We start from the raw sequence: 23,970 nt of genomic DNA, 5'->3' as shown, positions 1-23,970 counted from the left end.
AGATATACATGCCGCTGGTGTAAAGCCCCGCGGCATGTCGATCAGACAAATAGGGTCGGATCAGAAGAGACCGCCGGATCCGGAGGTGACCGCCTGGTTCGCCTGCGGCGATGTTCTGAGGATTTCCTCGGGCGCCACCTGAGCCGCGGCATCGCCGCCGCCAATGACCTGCAGGCTGGTAGCCGGCCCTGTGCCGGGCTTGAAGGCTTCCATGATGGCATTCGGTTCGCCGGGCTGCGCGGCCATGCCGGTTGCGCGGTTGACGGCAACCATCGTCATGCCGGCCGGAACCTGGAACTTCTCAGGCGCCTCATCCTTCGTGGCGGCCTGCATGAACTCGTTGAAGATCGGCGCGGCAAGTCCGCTGCCAGTGCCACCGCGACCAAGCGGGGTCGGCGTATCGTAGCCGACGTAAAGGCCGGCGACGAGGCTCGGCGTGAAGCCGACGAACCAGGCATCCTTCTCTTCGTTGGTGGTGCCCGTCTTGCCGGCGACATCGGTGTTGAGCTTGATCTTGCCGGCGGCCGTGCCGCGGATGATGACGCCCTGCATCATCGACGTGACCTGATAGGCCGTCATGGGATCGAGCACCTGTTCGCGATTGTCGGCGATCACGGGCTCGTCCTGATTCTGCCAGGCGCTGACGTTACAATTGTCGCAGACGCGTTCCTCATGCCTGAAGATGGTCTTGCCGTAGCGGTCCTGAATGCGGTCGATCAGCGTCGGCTTGATCTGCTTGCCGCCATTGGCAATGACCGAATAGGCCGAAACCATGCGCAGCACCGTCGTTTCGCCGGCGCCGAGCGACATGGCCAGCACCGGGTTCATATGGTCGTAGATACCGAAGCGCTCGGCATATTCGGCAACCAGCGGCATGCCCATGTCGGAAGCGAGACGCACCGTCATGAGGTTGCGCGAGTGTTCGATGGCGAAACGAAGCGTATGGACGCCGCCGCCCTCGCCTTCGTAATTCGTCGGCTTCCAGACATCGCCATTGCTAAGCGTGATCTGCAGCGGATCGTCCAGAATGACCGAGGCCGGCGTATAGCCGTTGTCCATGGCGGCAGCGTAAACGAAGGGCTTGAACGACGAACCCGGCTGACGCTTGGCCTGTGTGGCGCGATTGAACTCGGACTGCGCGTAGGAGAAGCCACCAACCATGGCGAGTACACGGCCGGTATGCGGGTCCATGGCAACGAGACCGCCCTGCACCTTCGGCGGCTGGCGCAGGCGATAGCTGCTCGAATCGGCATTGCCGGTCTTCTGCACGTAAATCACGTCACCGGGGCTCAATACGCCACTTGGCGATTTGACTGACTTGCCGCCAGCCGAGCGATAGGCCCAGCGCATGTCGGCGGGAGCGATCGTACCGCGCGTCCGCTCCGTCGATACCTTGCCGGCGGCATCGACGCGGGGCTGCAGACCGATATCAACGCCTTGATCGGATACGGAAAGGACGACGGCAACCTTCCATTCCGGCACGTCGGTCAGGCTTGGCACCTTGGCGAGCTCGGCGCCCCAATCCTGCGAGGTGGCAATTTGTTTGAGCGGGCCACGGTAACCGCGGCGCTCGTCATAATCGATCAGACCATCCTGCAGCGCCTTGCGGGCTTCCAGCTGCATCTGCGGATCGAGCGACGTACGAACGGAAAGGCCGCCTTCATAAAGGGTCTTTTCGCCATACTGGTCAATCAACTGGCGGCGAACCTCTTCGGCAAAATAGTCGGAGGCAAAGAGCGAAGGGCCGCTCTTCGGCGGCACGACGCCGAGTGGCTGCTTCTTCGCCTCTTCGCCGTCGCTCTGGCTGACATAGCCATTCTCGACCATGCGATCGATCACCCAGTTGCGGCGGGTGAGCGCTGCCTCGGCGCGGCGGAAGGGATTGTAGTTCGACGGACCCTTCGGAAGAGATGCCAGGTAAGCCGATTCGGCGATGGTCAGTTCGTTGACCGACTTGTCGAAATAGGTGAGTGCTGCGCCGGCGATACCGTAGGAATTGAGGCCGAAATAGATCTCGTTCAGGTAGAGCTCGAGGATCTTGTCCTTGCTGTAGGCCTGTTCGATACGGAAGGAGAGAATCGCTTCCTTGATCTTGCGGTCGAAGGTCTGGTCGGCGGACAGCAGGAAGTTCTTGGCGACCTGCTGCGTGATGGTCGATGCACCGACGAAGCGACGGCCGGAACCGATATTCTGCAGGTTCACGGCGACGGCGCGGATGAGGCCACCTACATCGACGCCGGGATGATTGTAGAAATTCTTGTCTTCCGCGGAAAGGAAGGCCGCCTTGACGCGATCGGGAATGGCCTGGATCGGCACGAAAAGCCGGTTCTCGCGCGAATATTCCTTCATCAGCGCGCCGTTTCCGGCGTGAATGCGTGTCGTTACCGGCGGGGCGTATTTGGCAAGCACCTCGTAATCGGGCAGTTCCTTCGAGACAACGCTCAGATAGATGGCAGCCGCAGCCGCAGCACCCAGAAATAGGAGGCAGCCGAGGCCAAAGAAATATCCAATCAGTCTGATCATCTGATACTACCGGTGCTTGTTCTTCATGCGGCACGTGCGCGAGATCATCGCATAATCACGGGCGTTTTGCACGCTCGCGGCGTGAATGCAAGACGGCAATGGGACAAAGCCGTGCTTCATACGCGAGCAAATGATACTTCGCTGTAACGGCGGGAATGTGAGCAAAATAGGGCTCGCCGTCGGTATTCCAATTTCATCCAATCCTAAAATGCATCGCTGTTACATGGAAGCCACGGCCCTCGGTCCATTTCGATGCGTTCAGCCGCCGTTTGCGATAATCGATACGCGATATTGCTTCACCGCCTCCGTCAGCCGGTCGGCGACCTTCTGCCGCCAGTCGGGATCGAGCAGCAGCTTCTCGTCCTCCTTGTTGGAGAGAAAGCCGAGTTCGAGCAGGATCGAGGGCACGTCCGGCGCCGTCAGAACCTGGAAGCCGGCATGACGATGCGGATTGTTGATCATGGAGATCTGGCCATTGAACGAGGACAGGACATCCTGCGCCAGTGAAATGGAGAAGGCTTGGGTCTCGCGGCGCGTCAGATCCATGAGAATGTCGTTGACGGCGGCCGGCTGGGTCTGAGCCTCGGCACCGGCGATCTGATCGGAGTTGTTTTCACGATCGGCCACTTCGCTGGCGAGCCGATCCGACGCCTTATCCGAGATGGTATAGACGGTCGCGCCGCGAATATCCTTCTGCTTCAGCGTATCGGCATGCAGCGAGATAAAGAGCGAGGCGCGATTCTGGCGAGCGATCGTCACGCGTTCGGACAGGGATAGATACTGATCCTTGTCGCGCGTCAGGAAAGCCTTGATCCCAGGCTGCGCATTCAGCTTGTCGGCAAACATCTTCGCAAATGCGAGCGTGATGTCCTTTTCCTGCGTGACGCCGTCCGTACCGGTCGCGCCCGCGTCGATACCACCATGACCGGCATCGACTGCAACGAGGAACACATTCGGATCGGCCTTCTGCGTCGGCTCGACCGGACCGACATCCTTGGCGGTGTCGTCGCTCGTCCAGTTCTGCTTCTTCACGAGTTCTGCGAATTGTTCCGCCGGCAGCATCTCGGCATCTAGCACGAGGCGCTGCCCCTTGCCGCTTTCATCGGCCTGAACCTTGGCCGTGACCAACTTTACCGCTTTCTTTGCCGTCAGCACGATGCGAGCGCTGTCCGCATCCATCGTGCCGTAGCGAATATCCTTGAAGAGGCCGGTCGGCTTGAGATTGGCGGTCGGAAAGCCGAATGCGGTCGCCGGAAGATCGACGACGATGCGGACGGGATTGTCAAGATAATGAACCGTGAAGGTGGGAGCCCGGTCCATGTCGACGACGATACGTGTGCGGGCATCATCACCGGCAATGCGGGCACCATAGGCGAGCACGGTATCATCCGCCGCCGCGGCGGGCGCAAATGTCGAAACCGAACCCAGAATCACCAGAGCGAAGGCCGCTGCCGCAAATCGCAAAGCCCTCACGCCACTCTCCGCCACATGCCGCAATCCCTTTACCAAGTGCTCAACGCGCCCCATATTGGTTTCGACGTTGTTTTTGAAGTCCCAATAACGGGAACCAGGTTTGACCTGATGGCTGCATCGATGATGCGCCGGGAGACGAATCGACAAGACATCCTCCCGCGTCCTCATCATCCGACGAATCCATCAATATTATGGCATACTTGGCTTTTCCCTTGCTATTGTGACAGATAAAACATACAACGCATATTAGGGTAGAAGTGTTGACGGGATAGAGTCGTCGCAAAGGCAGCCGCCTCGAGTACCAGGCGCCAATAAGCGGCATTCATCCGCCGTCTGCAGTACTTCCGCTCGAAACAGTGGATATCTGAATTTCCGGCTTCAAACGGGAAATTCATCGGTGGAGAGCCACCAAACGCTCTTTAGAGAGCACATTCATCGGACCCATTTGTGGGTCTAAGGCATAGTCGATCTCGCTTGGTTACGGATGTTACCGCAGCAGCTTTTTCAGAAAGTGAACAGACCCCAGGGAAATGATGCCCCGGCTGCCGTCTGGATGCTGTCATCGCCGAACCAATCGCGACTTTCATTATCCGGTGCAACAATTGCGGATCATACCCGGCCTGTCCCAGCGACAGGCAGGCCCCCATCCGGTTGTCTGCGCCGAGGAGCACAGCTTTCATGGCAGACAAAATGCTTATCGATGCGTCTCACGAGGAAGAGACGCGCGTCGTTGTCGTTCGCGGGAACCGCATAGAAGAGTTTGACTTCGAGTCACAGCACAAGAAGCAAATTCGCGGCAACATCTATCTTGCAAAAGTGACGCGGGTAGAACCTTCGCTTCAGGCCGCCTTCGTTGATTACGGCGGCAACCGGCACGGCTTTCTGGCCTTTGCCGAAATCCATCCCGATTACTACCAGATCCCGCTGGCCGACCGGCAGGCGCTTCTGAAGGCGGAGGCCGAAGAGCATCGCCGCGACGATGATGTCGAGCATGTCGAGACGGCGCTCGATCTTTCGCAGCAGGAACAGCCCGATATCGGCATCGTGGCGAAGGAAGGCGAAGAAGCCGAGGTACCGGCTGCGATCGGCGAAGAGGCCCCTGCCGCAGAGGCAGCCGCGCCCGCCGAAGAAGCAGCTCCGGCCAAGAAGGCAAAGCCGCGCCGCAGCCGCAAGAAGGCAGTAGCGGACGCGCCCGCCGAAGAAACCCCGGCTCCGGAAGCAACGTCTGCCATCGATACGCCGAGCGAGGAAGAGGAAGGACCGTCCGGCGAAATGGCCGCGATGGTCGAAACCGATTCGATCTCCGAAGACGTCGCGACCTCCAAGCGCCGCCACGATGACGACGATGATGATGACGATCATGACCATGAAGAGGAAGTGATCGAATCCGTCGGCGCCGAAGACGCGATGGAAGAAGTTCCCGATCGCGCCCAGCGCAAGCCGCGCAAGCAGTACCGCATCCAGGAAGTCATCAAGCGCCGCCAGATCCTGCTGGTGCAGGTGGCCAAGGAAGAGCGCGGCAACAAGGGTGCGGCGCTGACCACCTATCTCTCGCTCGCAGGCCGCTATTCGGTTCTGATGCCGAACACGGCGCGAGGCGGCGGCATTTCCCGCAAGATCACCAATCCGCAGGACCGCAAGCGCCTGAAGGAAATCGCCAAGATGCTCGAAGTGCCGCAGGGCATGGGCGTCATCCTGCGTACCGCCGGTGCCAACCGCACCAAGGTCGAGGTCAAGCGCGATTTCGAATATCTGATGCGCCTCTGGGAAAACGTCCGCACGCTGACGCTGGCTTCGACCGCGCCGTGCCTCGTCTACGAAGAAGGCAGCCTGATCAAGCGCTCGATCCGTGACCTCTACAACAAGGATATCGGCGAGATCATCGTTGCCGGCGAAGAAGGCTATCGTGAAGCCAAAGACTTCATGAAGATGCTGATGCCGAGCCATGCCAAGGTGGTTCAGCCCTATCGCGACATCCATCCGATCTTCTCGCGCTCCGGCATCGAGGCGCAGCTCGACCGTATGCTGCAGCCACAAGTCACGCTGAAGTCCGGCGGCTACCTGATCATGAACCAGACGGAAGCGCTGGTATCGATCGACGTCAACTCCGGCCGTTCGACCCGGGAACATTCGATCGAGGACACCGCGCTCCAGACGAACCTGGAAGCCGCCGAGGAAATCGCGCGCCAGCTGCGCCTGCGCGACTTGGCCGGCCTAATCGTCATCGACTTCATCGACATGGAAGAGAAGCGCAACAACCGCGCTGTCGAGAAAAAGCTGAAGGAATGCCTGAAGAACGATCGCGCCCGCATCCAGGTCGGCCGCATCTCGCACTTCGGTCTTCTGGAAATGTCGCGCCAGCGCATCCGCGCCTCGGTTCTCGAAAGCACAACGCAAATCTGCTCGCATTGCGGCGGCACGGGTCACGTGCGCTCGCAGTCTTCCGTCGCCTTGCACGTCCTGCGCGGCATCGAGGAATATCTGCTCAAGAACACGACGCATGACATCACCGTGCGCACGACGCCGGACATTGCGCTCTATCTGCTCAATCACAAGCGCCAGACGATCATCGATTATGAAAGCCGCTTCGGCGTCGCCATCGTGATCGATGCCGACAATGCCGTCGGCACGCAGCATTTCGCGATCGACCGCGGTGAGCCGGTCGCCAATCCGGTGAAGATCGAAAGCCTGTTCAACTTCGCAGCCATACCGGACGACGATGACGACGATATCGTCATTGAAGCGGACGAGGAGGAAGACGAAGAGCTGGAAGAAAAGGCTGCGAATACCGAGCAGCAGCCATCGGCTCGCTCCGAAGGCAATGATGGCAACCGCAAGCGCAAGCGTCGTCGCCGGCGCCGTGGCCGTAGCAACGATACCCAAGCTGCCCCGGCTTCCGAGGCAGGCTCAGCCGCCAGTGTCGCTGAGGATGCGGACGGTGAAGAAGGTGACGACGACGAAGCTGATGCCGGTGCGGAAAATACCGCATCCTCCGGCAGTGACGATGACGCACAGCAGAAGCGCAAGCGCCGTCGTCGCGGCAAGCGTGGCGGCCGACGCAATCGTGAAAACGAAGGCAACGAACAGATTGCAGCAGGTGAGGAAGCCGGTTCCGGCGAAGCTGATGAAAATGATGCAGAAGACGGCGACGACGCAACCTTAACGGTGGCCGAGATCGCGGTTGCCGAAGGCGAAGCCGCCGTCGAGGCGCAGCCCGCCATGGCAGCGGTCGAAACGGCAGCCGTCGTTACCGAAGACGTCAAGCCCGCCAAGGGGCGCGGTCGCCGCAAGGCAAAGGCTGTCGAAGCATCGCCGGTCGAGACGCCCGCTGTCGAGGAAGCGCCTACAGCGGATGTCGAAATCGAGGCAGTTGCCGAGATCGCCGACGTTATGGACAATTCGGCAGACGCGGCGGCGTCCGAAGCGTCTGAGGAGGTAGCCAAGCCGGCTCGCGCCAACCGCGAATCCAACGTTTCCTCCTCTGCTCCGGTGGTGAAATCCACTCGCGCTAACGAAGGTAGCGAGAGCGACGGAGAGCCGACCAAGCCGAAGAAAGCCGGCTGGTGGCAACGCCGCGGCTTCTTCTAAGAAGATCAATTCGCGATGAATTCAAAATCCGGCCGTGGCGACGCGGCCGGATTTTTTGTCTCACAGGCTTTTACGCATATGGCCACAGGCTCCTGCACATCCCTTCAGCGCCGCGCGTCATACGTGACGCACAAAGGGTCGCTGCAGCACTTTAAAACTGCTGTGTAATTGATTGATTCCAGAATCTATTTCAGCCAGGCGGCCATGCGTTCGGTGGCTTCCTCGATCTCGGCATTCGAGCCGGCATAGGAGATGCGCATCGCGCGATGTCCTTCCACGGGATCGAAGTCGAGGCCAGGCGTGGTAGCGACATTGATTTCCGCCAGCATCTTTCGGGCAAAGGCCATGCTGTCGTTCGTGAAGCGGCTGACATCGACATAGGCGTAGAAAGCGCCATCCATCGGCGAGGCGATGCGGAAGCCGATTTCCGGCAGTCGGCGCATCAGGAAATCGCGGTTGCGGCCGTAGCTCTCGCGATAGACATCCAGTTCGGCACCTGCGCCGAGCGCCGCCTCGGCGGCAATCTGCGACAGTTCCGGTGCGGAAATGTAGAGGCTCTGGGCCACGCGCTCGATGGGGCGAACCAGCCGCTCCGGCAAGACCATCCAGCCGATGCGCCAGCCGGTCATGCAGTAATATTTCGAGAAGGAATTGATGACGATCGCCTCGTCCGTCAGCTCCAGCGCGCTCGTCTCCTCGCCGACGAAGGTCAGGCCGTGGTAGATCTCGTCGGAGATGAAGGCGATGGAACTATCCGCGCAATAATCAGCCAGCGCCTTCAAGGCCGCCCTGCCCGTCACCGTGCCTGTAGGATTGGCGGGGCTTGCGAGCAGCACGCCCTTCAGGCGCTTACCGCTTTCAGCCTGTGCTGCCTCCAGGCTCTCGGGCGTCAACGTAAACTGCGTCTCCTCTGTGACCGGCACCTCGACGACATCGAGACCGAGTGCGGCAAGAATGTTGCGGTAAGCCGGATAGCCCGGGCGGGCGATCGCGACGCAGTCGCCGGCGTCGAACAAGGTCAGGAAGGCAAGATTGAAGCCGGCCGACGATCCGGTCGTGATCGCAATGCGCTTCGGATCGATGCTGAGGCCGTGGCGTACTTGGTAATGGGCGGAAAGCGCCTGCCGCAGGGCCAGAGTGCCGAGCGCATCCGTGTAACCGATGCGGCCATGGCCGAGAGCTGCGCGCGCCGCCTCCAACGCCGCTTGGGGCGCTGGATGTGAGGGTTGCCCAACCGCCATGGAAATGACGGAATGCCCAGCCTGGCGACGCCGCGTCGCTTCCGCGAGCACATCCATGGCATGAAAGGGTTCGACATCGCTGCGCTTGGATAGGGAAAACAAGATCAATTCTCTCTCGGATCGGATTGGCAAGCGACATTTGCCGCAATATCGGCTCGTTCACAATCCTGCGATTGCGGCATTGTCGTGAAAATTCCTGTTTCTGGAAGTAAGGACGCACCGTAAATTGTCGATGCCTATTTGCGGATGTTAACCCGACGATGTTATTGCGCATGCGAGAATGACGTCTCCGCCCAGATCCAAACGAGGACCCAATGACCTTTTCTCTCAAACGCCTGCTGACGGTTTCGGCGATTGCCCTGACAGCGTCCTTCGCCATGATCCAGCCGGCCGCCGCGCTGGACGACCAGCAGAAGAAGGAAATCGGGGATTTCATCAAGGAATATCTCGTCGAGCACCCGGAGGTACTGCTCGATGCACAGGCCGCGCTTGAAAAGAAGCAGGATGAAGCCCGCATTGCGCAGTCGGCCCAGGTGATCACCCAGAACAAGGATACGATCTTCAACTCCAAGGATGACGTGGCCATCGGCAATCCGAAGGGCGATATCACCGTCGTCGAGTTCTTCGACTATAACTGCACCTATTGCCGGCATGCGCTCGGCGATATGGACAAGCTTCTGCAGCAGGACAAGAATGTTCGTTTCGTGCTGAAGGAATTCCCGATCCTCGGTCAGGATTCAGTTGCCGCTTCCCGGGTATCCAGCGCATTCCGCCTGCTCGCGCCGGAAAAATATGCCGAGTTCCATCACAAGCTGCTGGGCAGCGACGGCCGCGCTTCCGAAGACACCGCCATCGATGTCGCCACCTCGCTCGGTGTCAGCGAAGCGGCCATCCGCGCCGAAATGGCAAAAGCGCCGAACACCGACATGATCAAGGCGACCTATCAGCTTGCCTCCGATCTCAACGTCACCGGCACGCCGGCCTATGTCATCGGCAACGAGATGGTTTCGGGCGCCATCGGGCTCGATGCCCTCAAAGAGAAGATCGCCAACGTTCGCAGCTGCGGCAAGACGAGCTGCTGAACGGAGCAAACACCCACTCTCAAAAGCGGTAATCAAGAGGCCTATTCGCTTTTTTAAGAGCTTCGGAGCGGTTCCGCGACACAGCATGGCGCAAAAATGCCAAAATCGCGGCGTTTCCACACCTAGAGGCACGCAACCTTCGTGCCAGGGCTTTCCTACAGAGCCTTGGGAGTCTATAGGTTGCGCTGCACTTTGACGGAACCTCTAATGGCGCAAACTATTTTCGTCCTGAACGGACCCAATTTGAATGCTCTCGGCAAGCGCGAGCCGGGCATCTATGGCGGCAAGACGCTCAAGGATATCGAAGCCGACTGCAAGGCCGCAGGTGAAAGCCTGGGCTTCATCGTCGATTTTCGCCAGAGCAATCACGAAGGCGTGCTGGTCGACTGGATGCACGAAGCCGGCGACAAGGCAGCCGGTGTCGCGATCAATCCCGGTGCCTACGGTCATACGTCCATCGCGCTGCATGACGCGATCCGCGCCATTTCCATTCCCGTCGTGGAGGTGCATATCTCCAATATCCACGCACGCGAAGAATTCCGGCACAAATCGATGATCGCGCCCGCAGCAAAGGGCATGATTTGCGGTTTCGGACCTCATAGCTACATCCTGGCGCTTCAAGCGCTGAAATCCATCACCCAATAACAAAAATACAGGGCAAGAAATCCAATGGCTGAAAAGAAATCGGGTATCGACCAGGCGCTGATTCGCGATCTCGCCAATATTCTCAACGACACGGATCTCACCGAGATCGAAGTCGAGCAGGAAGATTTGCGCATCCGCGTGTCGCGCGCCGGCACGACTCAGTACGTTCAGGCGCCGATTGCCGCCCCGGCCGCTTACGCCGCTCCTGCTGCCGCAGCAGCGCCGGCCGCCGCCGCTCCCGTCGGCAAGACCCGCAATCCCGACAACGTCGTCAGTGCGCCGATGGTCGGCACTGCCTATCTGGCGCCGGCACCGGGCTCGGCTGCCTTCATCCAGGTTGGCGCATCCGTCAAAGAAGGCCAGACGCTGCTCATCATCGAAGCAATGAAGACGATGAACCAGATCCCTGCTCCGAAGTCCGGTACGGTCACTGAAATCCTCGTTCAGGACGGCCGTCCGGTCGAGTACGGCGAAGCCCTGGTCGTCATCGAGTAAGGTCGGCCCATGCCCGTTATTTCGAAGATTCTCATAGCCAACCGCGGAGAGATCGCTCTGCGCGTGCTGCGCGCCTGCAAGGAGCTTGGCATTGCGACCGTTGCGGTGCATTCGACCGCGGATGGCGACGCTATGCATGTGCGCCTGGCGGATGAAAGCGTTTGTATTGGTCCGCCGCCGTCGCGCGATAGCTATCTCAATATCCACCAGATTGTTGCCGCTTGTGAAATCACCGGCGCGGACGCCGTGCATCCCGGCTATGGGTTCCTGTCGGAAAATGCAAAGTTCGCCGATATTCTCGAGGCGCACGGCATTACCTTCATCGGTCCGACAGCGGAACATATCCGCATCATGGGCGACAAGATCACCGCCAAGACCACGGCGCAGCAGCTCGGCATTCCGGTCGTTCCCGGTTCCGACGGCGAAGTGAAGACCGAGGCGGATGCGCTGAAGACGGCGCGCGAGATCGGCTATCCGGTGCTCATCAAGGCAACCGCCGGCGGCGGCGGTCGCGGCATGAAGGTCGCCCGCACGGAAGAAGACCTGATCGAGGCCTGGTCGACGGCACGCACGGAAGCGGCAGCCGCCTTCGGCAACGAATCCGTCTACATGGAAAAGTACCTCGGCAAGCCGCGCCACATCGAAATCCAGGTTTTCGGTGACGGCGAAGGCAACGCCATCCATCTCGGCGAACGCGACTGCTCGCTGCAGCGCCGCCACCAGAAGGTCTGGGAAGAGGCCAACTCCCCGGCGCTCAATGTCGAGCAGCGCATGAAGATCGGCCAGATCTGCGCCGACGCGATGAAGAAGCTGAAGTATCGCGGCGCCGGCACCATCGAATTCCTCTATGAGAACGGCGAGTTCTATTTCATCGAAATGAACACCCGTCTGCAGGTGGAACATCCAGTCACGGAAGCCATCACCGGCATCGACCTCGTGCACGAGCAGATCCGCGTCGCTTCCGGCGGCGGTCTTTCGGTCACGCAGGACGAGGTGCATTTCCAAGGCCATGCCATCGAATGCCGCATCAATGCCGAAGATGCTCGCACCTTCGTCCCCTCGCCCGGCACGATCACGCATTTCCATGCGCCCGGCGGTCTTGGCGTTCGTATCGATTCCGGTGCCTATCAGGGCTACAAGATTCCCCCCTACTACGACAGCCTCATCGGCAAGCTGATCGTGCACGGGCGCACCCGCGTCGAATGCATGATGCGCCTGCGCCGCGCGCTTGACGAATTCGTCGTGGACGGCATCAAGACCACCCTGCCGCTCTTCCAGGATCTGGTTTCCAACCAGGATATCGCCAACGGCGATTACGATATCCATTGGCTGGAAAACTACCTGGCGAAAACATCGGCCTAGCAATGCCCGGAGCGCGCGGCAGACATCCCGGCATTACCCCGGAGATCCTGTTGCGCGCCTATTCCATTGGGCTTTTCCCGATGGCCGAATCGGCAGACGATCCGGAGATCTTCTGGGTCGAGCCGGAATTGCGAGGCATCATCCCTCTGGATACGTTTCACGTCTCCAAGAGCCTCGCCAAGAAGATCCGCCAACGTCCCTTCGATATTCGCTTCGACACAGATTTCGAAGCAGTCATCGCCGCCTGCGCTGAAGAGACGAGCGATCGCCCCAGCACCTGGATCAACGACACGATCCGCACACTTTATGCCACCTTGCATCATATCGGCCACGCCCATTCCGTGGAGGCCTGGGACGGCGATCGGCTGGTTGGCGGGCTCTATGGCGTTTCGCTGGGATCGGCCTTCTTTGGCGAAAGCATGTTTTCCCGCCGTACGGACGCCTCCAAGATCTGCCTCGTCTATCTGGTGGAGCGCCTGCGCGAACGCGGCTTCACCCTGCTCGACACGCAATTCACCACCCAGCACCTGAAGACATTCGGCGCCATCGACGTGCCTAAGGATGCCTATGCCAAGATGCTGGAGAAAGCGATGGAATCGCCCAATCTCAGCTTCTCCGACGGTGGAAATCTGCCCGAAATGAATTGATTCCGAAACGGACTGCCCTAAGTTCGGCACAACAGCCGAGGGTAGAATCGTGAAGAATCATATTGCAATTGTCTTTCTCGCCGCGCTGACCATTGCGACGCAGACCAACGCCAAATCATTCCACGACATGTTCGGAGTCGAGCCGCCGGCGGGCGACGAAGGCGCCGTGCTTAAAACGCTGGATTTCCAGCAGGGCGCGATCAAAATCCCCACCGCCAATGCCACGCTGAATGTCTCTGACCAGTTCTACTATCTCAATCCGCAGGATTCGAAGAAGGTGCTGGTCGAGCTCTGGGGCAATCCGGAAAGCTCGGTCGGCAATCCGCTCGGCATGATCTTCCCGGCCAAATACCTGCCGACCGACCCACAATCCTGGGGTTCCGTCATCGATTATGACGGCAGCGGCTATGTTTCCGATGAGGATGCCGCATCGACCGATTACGACGACCTGCTGAAGAATATCCAAGACGCGATCAAGGAAGCGAATCCCGAACGCGAACGGCAGGGTTTCGATCCGATCACACTAGTCGGCTGGGCAGAGCCACCGCGTTACGATAAGGCGACCCATGCCCTCCACTGGGCGCGCGATCTGATTTTCGGCAAGGATCCCAATGCCGGTCACACGCTGAACTATTCCGTGCGCGTGCTGGGACGCGAGGGCGTCACCGAGCTCGATTTCGTCGCCGGGCTGGATCAGCTGCAGGAAATCAACGCCGCTATCCCCAACGTCATCAACACCGTGCAATATGACAGCGGCAAGCGCTATGCCGACTTCACCAATGGCGACAAGATCGCCGCCTACAGCATGGCGGGCATGATCGCCGCCGGTGCGGGCGTAAAGGTTGCGGCAAAGCTTGGCCTGCTTGCAGTCGTTCTCGGCTTCTTCAAGAGTTTTGGCGTTGCCCTTCTGGCAATGAAGAAAGGCCTCATCGTCGTGCTGGCGGGTGCAGTCGCGGCCGGCCGCAAGATCCTGAGTCTGTTCCGCCGCAAAGGAAATAGCGACGCCTGAAGCAATCCACGCCTGAAGTTTTTACGACTTCAAATCCTGATTGTGGTCTGCTAACACTCCTGGCGAAGAGCGTGGGGGCATAGAGGTTCCACTTTGCCGTCGTAAATACCGGTCTCATCCAAATCACCCCGTGCATCGGGGCGGCGTGGCGCCGTCCGATGCATATTCATGTCCATCGGGTGATGGCCTGAGACCGGTTTGGCATTGTCAAAACGCGCCTAATGCAGCCACCGCTGTCTCAGCTCTTCAGCCGTCCCGCAATATCGCCATACCGCGCCCTGACGGGCTTGTCTCACCGCCAGCTTGGTGGACTTCCAGACGGAAGACCAAGACGGCATGTGCAATATTCTTCAGGTCCGTTGGACCATTTCGCCCAAAACATCGCCTCAACCATGGATCGCCTGTAGCGGCTGCCGATCTCCAAAACCCTTCAGATCGAGCGGCAAGATCAGGCTCAACGCCAATGGCAAGCGGCTCGATGCCTGGCTCGTCTACAAGTGCATCGATTGCGACAAGACCTGGAATCGAACGCTCTTCGAGCGCCGGACTGTTCACGATCTTGCTCCCTCCACGCTCGAGGCGCTGCAGCGCAGCGATCCGGAGTGGGTGCGAGCGCAGGAATTCGACCTCGATGGATTGACGCGGAAAGTAAAACGTATCGACAAGCCGCCCGACGTTATCATCCGAAAGGAGGCGATACGTGCGGCAAGCGACTGGACTTTGCTTGATATCGAGATATCAGCCCAATTCCGGATAAACCTGCGTCTTGATCGGCTGCTTGCATCGGAGTTGGCCATCTCGCGCTCGCGGCTTCAGGCCCTTTGCGATGGAGGCAGATTGAGAGCCCATCCGGACCGGAATGGCGTGTTTCGTCATAAGGTCAAAGATGGCATGAGGATCATTCTCGACTTATCGGAGGTTGCCGATCGTCAGGCGATAGGTGAAGCCGCCGCCAATTCGGATCACGGTTAAAACGAAGCCCGCAGGAGCAAAGCTTCTGCGGGCTACATGATCCTGGTGTGAATGTTTCGAAATCGATTACTTCGCGCCGGCGGTATCCGGCGCCGGGACGTCCGACTTCTGTTTGCACTCTTTCAGCCAGACGTCATAGATCGGATGCTCCACGGCGTTGAGGCCGGGGCTGTCGGCGAACATCCAGCCGGTGAAGATACGGCGGATACGGCGATCGAGGGTGATCTCGTCCACCTCGACGAAACCGTCCACCTTCTGCTGCTCGGTATCGTCTCGCGAATAGCAGGCGCGCGGCGTCACCTGCAATGCACCGAACTGCACAGTCTCGTTGACATAGACATCGAAGGTGGTGATGCGGCCGGTGATCTTGTCGAGGCCGGAGAAAACGGCGACCGGGTTAGCGATGCGGGCAGCCTCGGCGGTGGAAGCTGCCAAGATGCCGGCGACGAGAACAACGCCAGCTACGGCCAGTGCACGCAAAGAAGCGCTCCGCGTGAAAATCATCATATCCGCCACTCTCCGCTTGGTCTCGGTCAAGGCGCCGAGCAGAAGCCGGCATATGTCGCGCCTAAAGCCCAATTGTGGCCAAAGGACGAGCCGGCTGTCGCGCTCAGTTGCCTGGGGTCCAGGCGTCGTAATCACCGGTCACGCGCGGACGCTCGCCGGCAACGGCGAGAGAGCCCGGCGGGCGATAGGCCTGCGGCGAGCCTGTGGGATTGGCGCGGTGTTCCTTCTGCCAGTCCTTGGCGACGTAATTCTCCTTGGACGGAGGAACGTCGGTGCGATGATGCATCCAGCCGTGCCAGCCCGGAGGAATGGCAGAAGCTTCGGCATAGCCCTTGTAGATCACCCAGCGCTTCGGAAGGCCGTAGGAGGACGTGCCGCCTTCGTAATAGACGTTACCGAATTCATCCTCGCCGACACGCTTGCCAAAACGCCAGGTCGCGAAGCGCGTGCCCATGGTCTGACCGTTCCACCAAGTAAATGTCTGTACGATGAAATTCCACATGTCTTTTCCTCGATACCCGCTGAGGGGCGAGCGATACCAGAATTCGATAGTTTGCTTATGCCGCCAGCGGACCGGCTTGTCCAGTGATTCCAGCAGGCAAACGGCTTCATTTCAATAGCATCTTGAAGCCTAGATGCGTCGGCTTGAAACCCAGTCTTTCATAGAAGCGGTGCGCATCCTTGCGAGCCGCATTCGAGGTCAGCTGTACCATCCGCATGCCGCAGCGTTTCGCCTCCTCGATACAGAAATTGATCATCGCCGCCCCGATCCCCTGCCCGCGCACGTCGCCACGCGTCTGGACGGACTCGATGATCATCACGGACGATCCCCGACCGTGCAGCGAGGTGACGACAATTGTCTGAAAGGTGCCGACGATCTCGCCAGCGAGCTCTGCGGCGTAGAGTGCCTGGTTCGACGATGCGGCAATCACGCGAAAGGCATTGGCATAATCGTCATGGGCCGAGGGATCGGCGGTATCGCCGTGACCGCCCATGGTGTCGGCGGCGAAGAGCGCGATCAGGGCATGAAGGTCGGAATCTTTCGCTTCGCGGATTAGTAGGCGGCCGGCTTCCATGAATGATCTCGCCTATTCTTTCAGTGGCCCGCCAGTGGCTTCTCGAATATCAGTGCCGGAATGCCCGACTGCCCGTTGCCGCAGTTTTCCGTGCGGCCGACCTCGATAAAACCGTGGGCCTTGTAGAAGGCGATCGCAGGCGCGTTCTGCGGATCGACCTCGAGGCGCATGATCTCCGCATCCGGGAAGCAAGTCTCCAGCTCAGCGAAAATATCGCGGCCGATACCCTCGCGCTGATGCTCCGGGCCGACATAGAGCATGTGAAGCATGACGGTTTTCGTCATCTCTTTGGACATGGCGGCATAGCCCATGCCGGCGATCGTCCTGCCATCGTCGGCCACCAGGAATTCCGAGTTCTGGTTCGCCAGCCGCGCCTTCAGCGAAGCCGGCGAATGCCAGGAGGCATGCAGCTCGCTGACCTTTTCCGGCCCGTAGATCCGGTCATAGGTCGCATGCCAGGTTTCGCCGAGCAGAGCGCGGACCTTTTCCAAGTCCTGCTCGCTGGCGGTGCGAACGAAGAACACCGACTATTCCTCTTCGATGCCGAGCTTGGCCTTGACCAGCGCCTGCACGGCCTGCGGGTTGGCCTTGCCGCCCGTCGACTTCATCACCTGACCGACGAACCAGCCGGCAAGCGTCGGCTTGGCCTTGACCTTGGCGACCTGATCCGGATTGGCGGCGATGATCTCGTCAACGGCCTTTTCGATCGCGCCCGTGTCGGTGACCTGCTTCATGCCGCGGGCTTCGACGATCTCGGCGGGATCGCCGCCCTCGTTGAGTACGATTTCGAACAGATCCTTGGCGATCTTGCCGGAAATGGTTTCGGCCTTGATGAGATCGATGATCGCGCCGAGCTGGGCGGGCGAAACCGGAGTCTCTTCAATGTCTTTGCCGGTTCTGTTCAGAGCGCCCAGCAAGTCGTTGATGACCCAGTTGGCCGCCATCTTGCCATCACGGCCGGCAGCAACAGCTTCGAAATAATCGGCGATGGCCTTTTCCGAGACGAGCACGGAGGCGTCGTAGATCGAGAGGCCGAGTTCGCGGACGAAACGTTCCTTCTTATCGTCTGGCAGCTCAGGCAGATGCTCGGCAAGCTCAGCAACGAAAGCGTCGTCGAATTCGAGCGGCAGCAAATCCGGATCGGGGAAATAACGGTAGTCATGCGCATCTTCCTTGGTGCGCAGCGAACGCGTCTCGCCCTTGTTCGGATCGAACAGGCGGGTTTCCTGATCGATGGTGCCGCCGTCTTCCAGAATGCCGATCTGACGGCGCGCTTCATATTCGATCGCCTGACCGATGAAGCGGATGGAGTTGACGTTCTTGATTTCGCAGCGCGTGCCGAATTCGCCGCCCGGACGGCGGACCGAGACGTTGACGTCGGCGCGCATGGAGCCTTCGTCCATGTTACCATCGCAGGTGCCGAGATAGCGCACGATCGAGCGCAGCTTGGTCATATAGGCCTTCGCCTCGTCGGACGAGCGGATATCCGGCTTGGAGACGATTTCCATCAGCGCGACACCGGAGCGATTCAGATCGACGTAGGACATGGTGGCGTGCTGATCGTGCATCGACTTGCCGGCATCCTGCTCGAGGTGCAGGCGCTCGATGCCGATCTCGATATCCTCGAACTGGCCCTGACGGTCCGGACCGAGCGAAATCACGATCTTGCCCTCGCCGACGATCGGATCCTTGAACTGCGAGATCTGATAGCCCTGCGGCAGGTCGGGATAGAAATAGTTCTTGCGGTCGAAGATCGAACGCTTGTTGATCTGCGCCTTCAGGCCGAGACCGGTGCGCACGGCCTGTTTGACGCATTCCTCGTTGATAACAGGCAGCATGCCGGGCATGGCGGCATCGACGAGCGACACGTTGGAATTCTGAGGATTGCCGAACTCCGTCGAGGCGCCGGAGAAGAGCTTGGACTTGCTCAGCACCTGGGCGTGGACTTCCATCCCGATAACGACTTCCCAATCACCGGTGGCACCGGGAATGAAGCGTTTCGGATCTGGCGTACGGACGTCGACAATGGTCATGGGAAGCTCTTGTATAATGCTGTTTTCTGCTTTGGTGAGGTAGAGCAATTGGCGAGGCGGCGCAAGGCTTTCGGCATCGACGCTTGCTATATGCCCGGGCCATAGGCGCCGTCGCTGTCATCGATCAACGATTTCGAAAGCCCGACCGTCGGCACGTCGCTGTCGAGCTTGGGGGAATAGACGATCGACAGCCAGCGGATTTCGTAGCCGCGTGCCCTGAAGAAGGCGATGGCATCGGTATTCCCCGCATGGCTCTGCAGCGAAACCTTCTCCAGTCCCTGCCCGCGTACATCCGCTTCGATCCGTGCCAGAAGCGCCGAGCCGAGGCCGCGCCTGACGAAATCCGGATCGATCCAGAAATCGGAAATCGCCTCGTCCAGCGCCTCGCGTGCCGCCCAGCCGGCCGCCTCGCCGTTCAGCTCGATTACCGTGATCGTCAGCCAGAGATTGCGGGTGAAGTTGGAAAAAGCCTCGCTGGCGCTTTCCAGCAGCTCGCTGGTGCCGCCGATCGCGCCCATGGCCTGCTGCCAGGAGCGCAGGCCGATGCTCGCCAACACCGCTGTTTCACCTTCATGGGCATTGCGAATGTGGATCATCGGGCCCCCGCCATTTGGAGACAGTAAAGCATCCGCGAAAGGCTTTTGCCAGCGGCGAGATTCATCATTTTAGCTAATGGTAAAAGGCGAAGCCGGGTTGAAGCTTGACTGTGGAGCGCAACCTGTTTTAGAGAGACGCATCAATGGAGTTTTGATGTCCACCTTTTGTCAGTGCCGGTAAAGGCCTCGCTCGCAAGTTCTCTTGCGTGCCAGGCCTGAAAAACGAAGCCCCGACTTCCCTTGAGGGAAGCTTCGGATCGTTTTGTTGCGCCCTTTGGCGCATTACGGATTCTGACTCCAATGGATATTTCACGCGCGGAACAGCGCATTCTCCACCTGCTCGCCCAGGGCGGGCGCATCGAACTCGAACGCACCGAAAAGAAGAAGATCGAGACCGCCCACTGCTACACACGGGACGGCTGGCTCTATCCCGATTTCGGCATTGAACTCTTTCGCCGGCTCAGACGGCTGAAAGCCATCCGCTCTACCGACGGTCAACCCTACCGGATCACGGAAAAGGGGCTGAAGCTGGTAAGGGCACAGCTGGATAACAGATAGCAAAAGCATGAGAGCCGCCCGGTGGGTGGCTCTCATCTGCCGATGCGGTCCGGGACAAGACACTCCGATAGCGATCAGAATGTCCTGATGATGTCAGTCACATGGTCGTCGCGACGATCGCTTTCCTGCTGCACCGTATCGCGCCTTTCGTTCATGGCGGCGATTTGATCCTCGCTATCCGCCAGAGCCTTCAAATAGCGTTTCTTCATATCGCTGTTATCAGGCACGGCGCCGAGATTGCGCCTTATCCGCTCCTGCTCATTGACGGTTTTCTCGATCTCGCTATCGAGGCTCGCCAGTTCGTTCTGGATCGCGACCTGCCTTTTGCGCGCGTCTGCGAGATTGGCGAGCTTGTCGGTCAGAGCCTTGTCATGGGTCGAGGCCGACCACCTGAGCAGCATGTCCGGATCGGTATCGACCAGAGCGTAACTGTTGCTCTGAAGCTGCTCGTCGACCGCCGTCAGCACTTTCTCGGTGCCTGCCGGCACGTCCGCCTTGAGCCGCTGATGCGTTGCCGTCTTGCCGAAACCTTCAGACGAGGAGAATGACCAGCCGTCCCGGATCGGATGCTCGATGATAACAGTCCGTTCGCCGTCCAGCGCGCCCGATACGGTATATGTCGTCGTCTGGCGGTATTTGACGGTGGCGTTCATCACGCCATCGGCAACTTTCAGGGAGGCAATCTCCTCCGTCGGCGTCTGCTGCTCGCTGATCGTTACCTTGCGATCGGTCGCGAAGCTCGCGAGACGCGTGTCGTCCTTCGGCAGCGCCGATAGCTGAGAATCGCCGATATAGCCGGTCTTGCCGTCGTAGAGCGTCAGAATTCCCGCCGGCATGCTGACGCCGGTGCTGTTCTTGAGCATCACGGCAGCGATGGGATTGCGATAGACACTGCCGGCCCGGTACATGTCGACCATGTCGGCTTCCACATCCGCATCCATGATCGGCACCGATAAGGTATCGCCATTGGCCAGATCGTAGGTCCCCGGAAGCTCGAAAGTGGCGGAAATATCGCTTTCGGTCGCCGTGGTCGGGTTTCCGGCGGCAACCTGCATTGGTTCTGCCGGCCGCGCCAATTCGTCGGCTTCATAGGCCGGCGCACCTGCAATTCTTTTGGCCGCGGGCCGCATTGCTCCGGCGGGTGCAGGCGCTGCGGTGCTCGATGCCAGACGCTGCCTGTTGGACAGATCGCCGCTATCGGGATCAGGAACATTGTTCGACGCCGTGTTGACTGGCACCTCCTGCCGCTCGCGCCAATAGAGCTGGTGCAGACCCTGCTTCAGCGTTACCGGTTCGGCCGAGGTCAGCGTCACTTTCACGCCTTTCCAGTCTTCGCCGCTGGCATTCTCCAGCACCGTCCATGCCTGCAGGCGCGCCTTATTCTTTTCGTCGATCACAACCTTGTAAGCCGTTTTCCAGATAGGAGACGGCACGACATAGGTCAGGCCGACGGCGCTGTTGTCGTTCACACCGTTCACCTTGATGTCGATGGCACGGGTGCGATCGTTCTTGCCGTGGGCGATGGCTGCCGCTGCTTTGGCGATCTTCGCTCTCAGTTCGGCATCCTCAAGCCGGACGGATGCGTCCTCGCCTAATGCCAGCGTCTCCACTGCGCCATCCCTATCGATAACGGTCAGCAGGTAAGCCGCTGCTTTATCGTCAGACTTTCTCGTCTCGATACCGAGAATATTTCCCTCGACGGTCTTTCCCCCGCTGGTAACGGACACCCTGGCGCCCTGCATCGATGTCAGAAGCGACGGCACGGACGAAAGCGCTTCGGGCGTGAATGGCAGGCCCTTGAAGGTCTCCTGCAACGGCCGAGGCCCCGCCAGCGACATGCCGGCCACAGATCCTGCAGACCCGTTGACCATGAGGCTCTTCAGGATGTCATCGACCTGATCAAGGGGAACCTCGATCCGGATCACGCCGTCGCTATTGACATCGGCCGATCGGGAAACCTGGGCCAGACCACCCGAGGACAGGGTAATGGATCGAATGGCTCCATTGTCGGCTGCCAGCGATATCGCTGGAGATGACACGCCGAGGAGCAGGATCGCCGTGACTTGCTTGAGCATGAAGAGACCTTCCGATTCGGTTGCAGAGGACGAGACCACGCGGCTCTCTGCAATTTATGATCGTATTTCGGTCCAAAGTGTGATGGCGTTCAGGCGGAATATTGGCATGTACAAAAAGAGCCGCCCGGATTTCCGGGCGGCCCTTATGATAAGTAGCGTCAGACGTCACGAAGCTTGACGAGATTCGTCATCAAGCCAATCGTCTCATTGCAGTGCTTACCACCACTTCGCCGGCGTGAACTTGCCGGCGGCCTGTTCGATGACGTGGGCGGTCTTGAAGAGGGTTTCTTCTTCGAACGGCTTGCCGATGAGCTGCAGGCCGAGCGGCAGGCCCTTGGGGTCGAGACCGGCGGGAACGGCGATACCAGGCAGGCCGGCCATGTTGACTGTCACCGTGAAGATGTCGTTCAAGTACATCTTTACCGGATCCGAAGCGAGATCTTCGTCGGCGATGCCGAAGGCCGAGGATGGGGTGGCGGGCGTCAGGATGGCGTCGACGCCGGCGTTGAAGGCCAGCTCGAAGTCGCGCTTGATCAGCGTGCGAACCTTCTGGGCGCGTAGGTAGTAGGCGTCGTAATAGCCGGCCGACAGAACATAGGTGCCGATCATGATGCGGCGCTTCACTTCCTGACCGAAACCGGCAGCGCGCGTCTTTTCATACATGTCGACGATGTCCTTGCCGTCGACGCGCAGGCCGTAGCGGACGCCGTCATAGCGGGCGAGGTTCGAGGATGCCTCGGCGGGGGCGACGATGTAGTAGGCCGGCAGCGCATATTTCGTGTGCGGCAGGGAGATGTTGACGATCTCGGCACCGGCGTCCTTCAGCCAAGCGATGCCCTGCTGCCAGAGCGTCTCGATCTCTTCCGGCATGCCATCGACGCGATATTCGTTCGGGATGCCGATCTTCATGCCCTTCAGCGACTGGCCGAGCGCGGCTTCGTAATCCGGTATCGGCAGGTCGACCGAGGTCGTATCCTTCGGGTCGACGCTGGCCATCGACTTCAGCAGGATGGCAGCATCGCGCACGTCGCGGGCGATCGGACCGGCCTGGTCGAGCGACGAGGCGAAGGCGACGATGCCCCAGCGCGAGCAGCGGCCATAGGTCGGCTTGATGCCGACAGTGCCGGTGAAGGCAGCGGGCTGACGGATGGAGCCGCCGGTATCGGTGGCTGTCGCGCCGGCGCAGAGATGTGCGGCAACGGCTGCGGCCGAACCGCCAGACGAGCCGCCGGGAACGAGCTGCTGGTTCGAACCCTTGGCGCGCCAGGGGTTGATCACCGGGCCGTAGTAGGAGCTTTCGTTGGAAGAGCCCATGGCGAACTCGTCCATGTTGAGCTTGCCCAGCATGACGGCGCCGTCATTCCAGAGGTTCTGCGTAACGGTCGATTCATAGTGCGGCTCGAAACCGTCCAGGATGTGGCTGCAGGCCTGCGTATGAATGCCTTCCGTGCCGAACAGGTCCTTGATGCCGAGAGGAATGCCTTCCAGCGCACCGGCTTTGCCTTCCGCAAGGCGGGTATCCGACACCTTGGCCATTGCCAGCGCCTTTTGCGGCGTCACCTTCACATAGGCATTGAGCTGAGCATTGGCAGCCTCGATCGCCGAGATATAGGCCTCGGTCAGTTCGGTGGCGGTAATCTCCTTGGCGCGCAGCTTGTCGCGGGCTTCGGCAATGGTCAGGCTGGTCAGTTCGCTCATTTTGTTTCGCTTCAGATCTGGAATTGGGCAACGGGTCGGAAAAGGCTCGAAGGAACCGTTATTCGACGACTTTGGGCACCAGGAAGAAATTCTGATCGGTATTCGGCGCATTGGCGACGATGTCGGCAGCCTTGTTGCCGTCCGTTACTTCGTCGGTGCGCTTCTTCATCGCCATCGGCGTGACGGAGGTCATGGCCTCGACGCCATCGACATTCACTTCGGAGAGCTGCTCGACGAAGCCCAGAATGCCGTTCAGCTCGCCCATCATCCGCTGCGCTTCGTCTTCATTGACGGCGATGCGGGCAAGATGGGCGACGCGTTTGACAGTAGCGAGATCGACGGACATGGCATTCTCCGGATAGCAAGATTATCCACCAAAAGTGGATTTGC

20 protein-coding genes and 1 pseudogene are annotated in these 23,970 nt (G+C 59.7%); 9 read left to right on the top strand and 12 right to left on the bottom strand.

Going from position 1 to position 23,970, the window contains the following annotated elements:
• Positions 1-60 precede the first annotated feature (60 nt).
• Both PH558_RS18940 and PH558_RS18935 read right to left on the bottom strand, forming a co-directional pair.
• Positions 61-2,523: a penicillin-binding protein 1A gene (locus tag PH558_RS18940; RefSeq protein WP_095434565.1), complete on the bottom strand. Its 2,463-nt coding sequence runs from the start codon at positions 2,521-2,523 to the stop codon at positions 61-63.
• A 258-nt stretch (positions 2,524-2,781) separates the two neighbouring features.
• Positions 2,782-4,032: an N-acetylmuramoyl-L-alanine amidase gene (locus PH558_RS18935; protein ID WP_483314165.1), complete on the bottom strand. Its 1,251-nt coding sequence runs from the start codon at positions 4,030-4,032 to the stop codon at positions 2,782-2,784.
• A gap of 642 nt (positions 4,033-4,674) precedes the next feature.
• Between PH558_RS18935 and PH558_RS18930 the strand changes: the two are divergent.
• A pseudogene (locus PH558_RS18930) lies at positions 4,675-7,102 on the top strand (Rne/Rng family ribonuclease); the annotation flags it as partial.
• A 667-nt stretch (positions 7,103-7,769) separates the two neighbouring features.
• On the opposite strand, the gene PH558_RS18925 reads toward PH558_RS18930, so the two are convergent.
• Complete coding sequence (locus PH558_RS18925; protein WP_285206001.1) at positions 7,770-8,927, bottom strand: pyridoxal phosphate-dependent aminotransferase; 1,158 nt, start codon at positions 8,925-8,927, stop codon at positions 7,770-7,772.
• Positions 8,928-9,139: 212 nt separating this feature from the next.
• Between PH558_RS18925 and PH558_RS18920 the strand changes: the two genes are divergently transcribed.
• The 7 genes from PH558_RS18920 to PH558_RS18890 all read left to right on the top strand — a co-directional run bounded on the left by PH558_RS18920 (position 9,140) and on the right by PH558_RS18890 (position 15,037).
• The gene (locus tag PH558_RS18920; RefSeq protein WP_285206000.1) at positions 9,140-9,907 is read left to right on the top strand and encodes a DsbA family protein; all 768 of its coding nucleotides are present in this window, start codon (positions 9,140-9,142) and stop codon (positions 9,905-9,907) included.
• A gap of 207 nt (positions 9,908-10,114) precedes the next feature.
• Positions 10,115-10,552: a type II 3-dehydroquinate dehydratase gene (gene aroQ / locus PH558_RS18915; RefSeq protein ID WP_069614924.1), complete on the top strand. Its 438-nt coding sequence runs from the start codon at positions 10,115-10,117 to the stop codon at positions 10,550-10,552.
• A 24-nt stretch (positions 10,553-10,576) separates the two neighbouring features.
• Positions 10,577-11,047: an acetyl-CoA carboxylase biotin carboxyl carrier protein gene (gene accB, locus PH558_RS18910; RefSeq protein WP_285205998.1), complete on the top strand. Its 471-nt coding sequence runs from the start codon at positions 10,577-10,579 to the stop codon at positions 11,045-11,047.
• 9 nt (positions 11,048-11,056) lie between these two features.
• Complete coding sequence (gene accC / locus PH558_RS18905) at positions 11,057-12,409, top strand: acetyl-CoA carboxylase biotin carboxylase subunit (RefSeq protein ID WP_285205996.1); 1,353 nt, start codon at positions 11,057-11,059, stop codon at positions 12,407-12,409.
• A gap of 2 nt (positions 12,410-12,411) precedes the next feature.
• Positions 12,412-13,056: a leucyl/phenylalanyl-tRNA--protein transferase gene (gene aat, locus PH558_RS18900; RefSeq protein WP_285206037.1), complete on the top strand. Its 645-nt coding sequence runs from the start codon at positions 12,412-12,414 to the stop codon at positions 13,054-13,056.
• 49 nt (positions 13,057-13,105) lie between these two features.
• Complete coding sequence (locus tag PH558_RS18895; RefSeq protein WP_285205994.1) at positions 13,106-14,065, top strand: DUF2167 domain-containing protein; 960 nt, start codon at positions 13,106-13,108, stop codon at positions 14,063-14,065.
• A gap of 336 nt (positions 14,066-14,401) precedes the next feature.
• Positions 14,402-15,037, top strand: a complete 636-nt coding sequence (locus PH558_RS18890; RefSeq protein WP_285205993.1) for a DUF1062 domain-containing protein — start codon at positions 14,402-14,404, stop codon at positions 15,035-15,037.
• Positions 15,038-15,103: 66 nt separating this feature from the next.
• Here PH558_RS18890 and PH558_RS18885 read toward each other — a convergent pair whose 3' ends face one another.
• From PH558_RS18885 to PH558_RS18860, 6 genes are all read right to left on the bottom strand, one after another.
• Positions 15,104-15,544 carry a DUF2155 domain-containing protein gene (locus tag PH558_RS18885; protein ID WP_285205991.1) on the bottom strand — a complete coding sequence of 147 codons (441 nt, stop codon included), beginning with the start codon at positions 15,542-15,544 and terminating at the stop codon, positions 15,104-15,106.
• Positions 15,545-15,647: 103 nt separating this feature from the next.
• Positions 15,648-16,046 carry an NADH:ubiquinone oxidoreductase subunit NDUFA12 gene (locus tag PH558_RS18880; protein ID WP_113233007.1) on the bottom strand — a complete coding sequence of 133 codons (399 nt, stop codon included), beginning with the start codon at positions 16,044-16,046 and terminating at the stop codon, positions 15,648-15,650.
• Positions 16,047-16,152: 106 nt separating this feature from the next.
• A complete protein-coding gene (locus PH558_RS18875) occupies positions 16,153-16,620 on the bottom strand; it encodes a GNAT family N-acetyltransferase (protein WP_285205989.1) in 468 nt (155 codons plus the stop codon).
• 20 nt (positions 16,621-16,640) lie between these two features.
• On the bottom strand, positions 16,641-17,144 hold the full coding sequence (locus PH558_RS18870) for a GNAT family N-acetyltransferase (protein ID WP_285205984.1): 504 nt from the start codon (positions 17,142-17,144) through the stop codon (positions 16,641-16,643).
• Positions 17,145-17,147: 3 nt separating this feature from the next.
• Positions 17,148-18,653, bottom strand: a complete 1,506-nt coding sequence (gatB, locus tag PH558_RS18865; RefSeq protein ID WP_285205982.1) for an Asp-tRNA(Asn)/Glu-tRNA(Gln) amidotransferase subunit GatB — start codon at positions 18,651-18,653, stop codon at positions 17,148-17,150.
• 86 nt (positions 18,654-18,739) lie between these two features.
• The gene (locus tag PH558_RS18860) at positions 18,740-19,249 is read right to left on the bottom strand and encodes a GNAT family N-acetyltransferase (protein ID WP_285205981.1); all 510 of its coding nucleotides are present in this window, start codon (positions 19,247-19,249) and stop codon (positions 18,740-18,742) included.
• A 300-nt stretch (positions 19,250-19,549) separates the two neighbouring features.
• Here PH558_RS18860 and PH558_RS18855 point away from each other — a divergent pair, with 300 nt between their 5' ends.
• Positions 19,550-19,807 (top strand): YjhX family toxin, encoded by a 258-nt coding sequence (locus PH558_RS18855; RefSeq protein WP_113406664.1) that lies wholly within the window; start codon positions 19,550-19,552, stop codon positions 19,805-19,807.
• Positions 19,808-19,881: 74 nt separating this feature from the next.
• Here PH558_RS18855 and PH558_RS18850 read toward each other — a convergent pair whose 3' ends face one another.
• The 3 genes from PH558_RS18850 to gatC all read right to left on the bottom strand — a co-directional run bounded on the left by PH558_RS18850 (position 19,882) and on the right by gatC (position 23,926).
• Positions 19,882-21,882 carry a DUF4139 domain-containing protein gene (locus PH558_RS18850; protein ID WP_285205975.1) on the bottom strand — a complete coding sequence of 667 codons (2,001 nt, stop codon included), beginning with the start codon at positions 21,880-21,882 and terminating at the stop codon, positions 19,882-19,884.
• Positions 21,883-22,098: 216 nt separating this feature from the next.
• The gene (gene gatA, locus PH558_RS18845) at positions 22,099-23,580 is read right to left on the bottom strand and encodes an Asp-tRNA(Asn)/Glu-tRNA(Gln) amidotransferase subunit GatA (protein WP_285205972.1); all 1,482 of its coding nucleotides are present in this window, start codon (positions 23,578-23,580) and stop codon (positions 22,099-22,101) included.
• A gap of 58 nt (positions 23,581-23,638) precedes the next feature.
• Positions 23,639-23,926 (bottom strand): Asp-tRNA(Asn)/Glu-tRNA(Gln) amidotransferase subunit GatC, encoded by a 288-nt coding sequence (gene gatC / locus PH558_RS18840; protein WP_015339557.1) that lies wholly within the window; start codon positions 23,924-23,926, stop codon positions 23,639-23,641.
• Positions 23,927-23,970: the final 44 nt, after the last annotated feature.

This window comes from Rhizobium pantanalense (assembly GCF_030182525.1).
In the GTDB taxonomy this organism is placed as follows: domain Bacteria; phylum Pseudomonadota; class Alphaproteobacteria; order Rhizobiales; family Rhizobiaceae; genus Rhizobium.
Note: the sequence above shows the minus strand (reverse complement) of the source record. Positions and strands in the feature narration are given on the sequence as shown.